The organism is Mycobacterium sp. (genome assembly GCF_035314665.1).
Classification (GTDB): Bacteria; Actinomycetota; Actinomycetes; order Mycobacteriales; family Mycobacteriaceae; genus Mycobacterium.
In genome coordinates, this window is the sequence record NZ_DATFZD010000134.1 from 21656 (window position 1) to 27655 (window position 6000).

Sequence of the window (6000 nt, forward strand, 5' to 3'; positions counted from 1 at the left end):
CAGCGCAACGTGTGGCGCAACGTGGGGTGTCAGTGGGGCGCTTCGCCCCAGGTAGCTGATGCTAATCCGGCTCCCGCCAGGTCTCAGGCTGTCGGCGGCTCCGGCGGCGGCTCGCGATCGAAAAGGATCGCCAGCTTGGCCTTCTGCTCTGGCGTCAGCGGTGGCCAGGTGGCGACGGCGGCGCGGACCTGGGCGCGCTGCTCCGGTGTCAGTCGATCAGTGCGGCGCTTCGGCGTCTCGGTCATGCCTGGAAATTTACAAGGAGGGTTGCAGCGAAGCTGCCCATCGGGCCGTGGGCCTACGTCTGGGAAAGGCCAGAAGGAGAACTGGGTCGGCATGGGCAACAAGATAGGCTGCGAGGTGGGGAAGCCGCCCATAGAAGGGGAGATGATGAGTGACGATTATGTGGGCCTGCCCGAAGATGAGGCCACCGTGCAGGCATACAACAACGGGTTCGACGTAGTGCGAATTATCAGCCGCGACGGCAACTACTTCCCTGTGACGCGGGATTACCGCGAGGACCGGATCAACTTCAACATCGAGGAAACCCTCGTCGTTCAAGCCAGCGTCGGTTAACAGAAGGCGTTACGGAAAGGCCCCCGCCGTTACCGTCACCTCCTGATCTTCTGTTCCCAACCACTTGGCATGCTTATATCCATGACCGTGGAGATACCTCCGTATCACTTCTTCCTCTGGCCTGCTCTTCAAGCCGTCATCGCTCTCGGAGGTTCCGCCTCTATCGCCGAACTCGATACAGCCGTCATCGACCGGGAGAACCGCTCACCCGAAGTCCAGAGTGTGCTCCACGGCGATGGGCCGATGACTGAGGTCCAGTACCGGTTAGCTTGGGCGCGGACATATCTCAAGGGCATGGGGCTGCTGACGAACAGTCAACGTGGCGTGTGGTCAGTTACAGAACTCGGCGAAACGGTGGCTGAGGATCAAATCCCAACCCTGCGAGTGGAATGGGCCGACAAGCTACCGATGGACCACTTCGACATCCGTCCAAGCATTCAAGTCACGCGGTCCTGGAAACTCGCCGACGCAGTCGCTCAGGACAGTACGGGCCAATTCATAGCGGAAGTCCGCGAGCCAATTAACCAGGTCTTGGCCGCCCTGGACGAGCCCCAACTAGAGGATATTCAGCCACACTCACCAGACGTTAGTGCAGTCAATACATTGAGTGGGGACCACTGAACTCCACGCTTTGCTAGCCCTCGTCGGGCCAATAGCCTTGCGCGTCAAGGCCATCGCCCCAGTCGTTCCAGGTCTCGCGACGTCTGTCGCGGGGGTGGACGATGCGGCGTCGCAGCTCTAGCAGCAATTCCTCGGTGGAGGCGCGGGAGAGTGCGTCGGAGGTGTAGGCGTGGGTTCGAGGGGCGGGGGTGTTGGGGCGCAGCTTGACCACGAGCTCTTTGGGTTCTCCGCCGGCCAGGATGGTGTCGATGCTTCCGGGTGCCCAGCCGAGCTTGTTTTCCAGCATGGCGTAGGTGCCGGGGCTGGCCTTGCGCACGCCGTTTTCGATGTCCGAGAGGGTGCGCACGGTGAACTGCAGGCTGTCGGCAAAGTCGGTGCGGTTGCGGTAGCCCAGCGCGACTCGCCTGCTCACGATGTGATGGCCGAGCCGTTCCAGGGAATGGCGGTCCATGAAGCGATCATGCCGCAACACGGGCGGCAATGTCGAACCACCACACGCAAATTTTTCTATCCGTTACACAACTGAGTGGAAACTATTTCCGCGGTACTCCCGCTAGGTCGGCCCTGACCTGGGTGATTGTGTCCCAGAACAGTTCCTCCACCTTCTCCCGCGACAGGCCCACCACCTCCACCTTCGGCACGCCCGCCAGTTCCCGGCGCACTAGCTTGGCCTCGGGTAGGGCTTCGCCGGTCCACCACTCCTGGCGGATGTCGAAGTCGTCGAAGCGCTCACCCTCGCGGGTGTGTCGTAGCTGACCTCGGCGCTTGCTGGCTGGCACGCGCGCCCACCACTCCGCCCGCCAGTACGGGCCGTCGTAGTCTCCCGGCGGGGCACCGGTCTCCCATTCCTCCACCTGAACGGTTTCGTTGGGCGCGATCCCGTTGTAGTCCTGCGCGAACCCGTACGCCTGGTCGGGGTCGAGGTAGACCCGCTCGATGCGGTAGGTGTCGCCGCTGCCCGCGGTGACCACGTACACCGTCGTCATCGCCACCTCCCGTTTCCGCTGGTGCTGGACCTCAAGTCTCCCACCACCTGCGTGGCCACGTCCGACAAACCGCTGGTAGCGCTTGGGCAACCGGCGTAGCTCTACCATCGTGGTTGCCGTGTGAGCGGAATCATACGGAAATTTTTTCAATATAATTGACATAATTGCTGCTTATTTCCTACCGTTGCGAGCACGCCGAACCGTGCCCTGGACGCCGAGGGGCATCCAGGCGCGGTTCGGAGCTGCCGTCGTCAACGATCACCACGCAACAAAGGGGAAACCGTCATCAAGAAGATGATCGTCGGTGACCGAGCCGCCTTTGCCGCCGCACTCGGTATCGCCGCAGCGGGATGTGGTCGGTGTTGCCCGGCGAAATGCCCTACCTCGCGGTGCATCCCAGGGGTGAGTGACGAGCTGGTCGGCTGCGTCGGGTCGGTGACGACGGCGACCCGCGGCGCGGCGGTCCTGGGCGAGGTAATGCTCGCCGTGGCCGGTCACCAGCAGGCGTACCTCGGCCTGGTCAGCCGAGCCGCTGGACCGGGGCGAGCGGGTGGTCGTCATCGGAACGCGCGGGCTGCGCACGGTGGAGGTGGAGCCGTGGAATGACCTGGGGATGACCCTCTGGGGCTGAATGCGAAATTCGCATTTGGAAACAAGAAACAAGAAGGGAGCCGGATGTTCTGGTGTGGAGCTGTTGGAGCTGAGCAGACATGCCCGGAACGTCGGCCCGATTGTGGTGATCGGGGTGGGGATCGCGAAGGCCGACGTGCTGCAACTCGCGGGCTGAGCACGGGGCCGGAATGCGACCGACCCCAGCGTGAGCCCACGACCGGGAGCCGAGGGCCGAGAGAAGGAGATGGCATTGAACGGACTCGGCAGGCGGCAGCGTGAAGTGCTGACGCTGATGCACCAACACGGCGGCGTCTGGCCGCCGCACTGGCGGATCTTCCTTCGCCAGAAGCGGACCATATTCGCCAGCCTGGAGCGCCGCGGTTTGATCCGCAAGGTGCTGGCGCACACGCCGACCGGGCGGGTCCACACCTACCGGCTGGTGACCGAGTACCGGCTGGTGACCGAGGGAGGCGGGACATGACGAGGGCGCAGGCGTGGCTGTTCATCGCCTAGGTTTGGCCGGCCTGCTCGCGGTATCCATCGCGTCCGGCAAGGAGCACTGGCCCAAGAGAGCACTCATGAAGGGCGCTGTCGGACGGCAACCCCGGCTACGAGGCGGTCCCACCATTCGAGTTCGTGGGGATGGCGACGGTCACCCAGGAGTCGCCCGGCTGGGACGTCCCTCAAGTCGCCGAGGAAGCGCGGTTCGTGGACGCCAACGGGCGCTCCGTCACGCTCCTCGACATCTACCGGGCGGACTTCGGGGACGGGTCCGAGGGCCACGGCCTGATGGCCGACGCGCGGGCTCAGATCGAGCGGACGGGCAGCGGTGGTACGCCGAGGCCGATAGCAGTGGCGTCGTGTCGGTTACCGGGAGTGGTTGCGCGATCCCACGCTCACGGCACCGGCGGCGAGCCGCTCAACGGTCAACACCAACCTCTCTCGGCGGATCGGCCCGGCCGATGCCTCGTGAAACTGGGAGATCGGCGGGGCTACCGAGACCTGATCATGTGGCGCGGTCGATTGCGTCGAAAGCCCCCAGGGATTGCTGAAACGGTGCGTAAGTAATTCCCAGCGGGTTCTCGAAGGGATGGTCGAGCCAGAAGACGATGAACAGCAGCAGGCCGAGTAGAAGGGCGATCGCGCTTGAAAGCATTAGGTGACCACGTGTGCTCTCCAGGCGCATGAAACCGCTGAGCGCCACCAGTACGACACCGCCCGTGAGGAGACCGGCCCACAGCAACCCTGGTCTTCGGGGTTGGGCGTCCAGCATTCGCTGATTCCTGTCGGACGCCAGTACGGTCAGCTGGCCGAGAAACCCCAGACTCGTCGCGTTCGATGCCACACTGGATTGCTCACGCGCGAGGACCTTGTACATTTCGGTGAGCGCGGCTTGTGCCGTGTCGGAAGTACTTCCAACGTCCTGCTTGTTCCCTTCGGGGCCTTCGACCGTCTTCGCGTATTTCCGGAGCAGTTCCCGCATCTGTGTTTGCTCTGGAACAGGCATGCCGACGGTCTGCCGGTACATCGTTGTAAGAGTGGATGCCTCGTGCGCGACGTTAGCCTCAGCGGAGGAGAAGTGCCCCCAGGCGATGACGACGGTGAATCCGAGGAGAGGGCCGTACACGAGCGCCACGCAGGTCAGGAACGGCGACAGCGTCGAATTGTGGCCTTCGGCAACCGGTTTGGGGAGGGTGCGACTCGCCAGCAACACGCTCCCGACCCCGCCCGACATCGCCACGATGAGGACCAGGGCCAGACGTAGCCAAAGACCCGCTATCCCGGAGTCGCCCATTACTCGCCTCCGCAGGTAACGCGCCGGCTACCCACGAGGGCGGCCTCCGCCTCCGAATACAACATCTCGCGCGGCAGCAGCGACGTCTGCGACATGCCCCGATTCTTGCAGAGGCCATCCAACCCTTTGGGGTCTGCATTCCTCATACCGGCGATCCTGTGCTGACGAGCGATCGTGTCAAGGGTTGGCGAAGCCATCACGCGATCCACATGCTGCCGACCGTTCCCGCGCAGACCGCCGCTTGACTGGAAGCTACCTGCTCGGCGCGTTCGCACGCGTGTGCGGGTGTCCGGTCTGCGCTGGTCGCAGTGGGTTAGCTTGTTGCGTTGGTCGCCAGTTCGTCGACCTGACGACTTGACGGCTCGCCTCCGTGCTCACGGCACACCCGGCGAACGGCAGCCAGCAATCGCAGCTCGCTGTCGATTGCTGGCTGCCGTTCGCGCGACTGACGCCTGATCCTAAAGTTTCTCAGGATTTTCACGTGTTTCACTCATGTCGAGTTAAGCTCGATGCCGTCCTCTCATGTGAGCCGGGTCACAACGTGAGATTGGAGCCCATGATGGTCCCTCGCCGAATCACGCTCGCCCTCGGCGCGGCTGTCGGCGCTGCTTTCGCGGCCGCGCTGATCGGACTGGCTAGCGCTCCCGCGGCCAGAGCCGACATGGGTCTTTTGTACCTCCCCCTCCTCCCCTTTATTTTGGCCGGTGCGTAGCGGTTGAACATCGAAACGATGATGGCCCGCCAGCGGTTCGAGGCCCTGGCTCGATGGATGAAGGCTCATCGGGCCTCCGATAGTCGGAAGATGCGGGCAGATGCTGTCGAGCAGCGGGACCAGACCGCCCTGCGCCGCGCCGAACACTTCCAAACCCTGGTGAACTCACTCGACTACGGGGTCGCGGTCGTCGGCGGCGACGGCCGCGTGGAATCCGCGAACCCGGCGGCCGACCGAATATTTGGCACCAGGCCCGAGGTTGTGAAAAATCGGCCAGCCAACAGAGCCCTCGACTTACCCATCTACGACACCGACGGCCACCTCGTCGGTGCAGACCGGCATCCGCTCACCCAGATCCGGCGGACCGGAACCCCAATCAGTGATTACGTGTTCGGCGCCGATCGCTCTGATGGACAGCGGGTATGGCTGTGCGCAAGCTATCGCCTGCTGAACCCGGACGATCTCCAGTATTCAGCGGTGCTCATCTCATTCACCGACATCACCGCACAACGCACCGCCAGCGAACGGCTCGCCTACGAGGCCACACACGACTCGCTGACCGGGCTGGCCAACCGCGCCCACGTGGTCACCCGGGTCACCGAAGCACTCGAATCCGTTGGCCACCACGTCTTGGCGGCAGTCCTGTTCATCGATCTGGACAATCTCAAGACCATCAACGATTCGCTCGGCCACGACGC

The 6000-nt window shown here is 63.7% G+C and carries 8 protein-coding genes and 1 pseudogene; 4 read left to right on the top strand and 5 right to left on the bottom strand.

Annotated elements, in window-relative coordinates:
• Positions 1-83 precede the first annotated feature (83 nt).
• Positions 84-245 (bottom strand): hypothetical protein, encoded by a 162-nt coding sequence (locus VKI00_RS10495; RefSeq protein ID WP_324437379.1) that lies wholly within the window; start codon positions 243-245, stop codon positions 84-86.
• Positions 246-390: 145 nt separating this feature from the next.
• Between VKI00_RS10495 and VKI00_RS10500 the strand changes: the two genes are divergently transcribed.
• Both VKI00_RS10500 and VKI00_RS10505 read left to right on the top strand, forming a co-directional pair.
• Positions 391-576, top strand: a complete 186-nt coding sequence (locus tag VKI00_RS10500; RefSeq protein WP_324437381.1) for a hypothetical protein — start codon at positions 391-393, stop codon at positions 574-576.
• Positions 577-645: 69 nt separating this feature from the next.
• Positions 646-972: pseudogene (locus VKI00_RS10505) on the top strand (winged helix-turn-helix domain-containing protein); the annotation flags it as partial.
• Positions 973-1210: 238 nt separating this feature from the next.
• Here VKI00_RS10505 and VKI00_RS10510 read toward each other — a convergent pair.
• From VKI00_RS10510 to VKI00_RS10520, 3 genes are all read right to left on the bottom strand, one after another.
• The gene (locus VKI00_RS10510) at positions 1211-1648 is read right to left on the bottom strand and encodes a helix-turn-helix transcriptional regulator (protein WP_324437383.1); all 438 of its coding nucleotides are present in this window, start codon (positions 1646-1648) and stop codon (positions 1211-1213) included.
• Positions 1649-1730: 82 nt separating this feature from the next.
• Positions 1731-2183 carry a hypothetical protein gene (locus VKI00_RS10515; protein ID WP_324437385.1) on the bottom strand — a complete coding sequence of 151 codons (453 nt, stop codon included), beginning with the start codon at positions 2181-2183 and terminating at the stop codon, positions 1731-1733.
• Between the two features lie 258 nt (positions 2184-2441).
• Positions 2442-2744 carry a hypothetical protein gene (locus tag VKI00_RS10520; RefSeq protein WP_324437387.1) on the bottom strand — a complete coding sequence of 101 codons (303 nt, stop codon included), beginning with the start codon at positions 2742-2744 and terminating at the stop codon, positions 2442-2444.
• A 295-nt stretch (positions 2745-3039) separates the two neighbouring features.
• Here VKI00_RS10520 and VKI00_RS10525 point away from each other — a divergent pair, with 295 nt between their 5' ends.
• Positions 3040-3276: a hypothetical protein gene (locus VKI00_RS10525; protein ID WP_324437389.1), complete on the top strand. Its 237-nt coding sequence runs from the start codon at positions 3040-3042 to the stop codon at positions 3274-3276.
• Between the two features lie 525 nt (positions 3277-3801).
• Here VKI00_RS10525 and VKI00_RS10530 read toward each other — a convergent pair.
• Entirely contained in the window at positions 3802-4590 is a 789-nt protein-coding gene (locus VKI00_RS10530; protein WP_324437391.1) for a DUF4239 domain-containing protein, read from the bottom strand.
• An 802-nt stretch (positions 4591-5392) separates the two neighbouring features.
• On the opposite strand from VKI00_RS10530, the gene VKI00_RS10535 reads away from it, so the two are divergent.
• The coding region (locus VKI00_RS10535) for a diguanylate cyclase domain-containing protein (RefSeq protein ID WP_324437393.1) at positions 5393-6000 on the top strand (608 nt) is incomplete at its 3' end.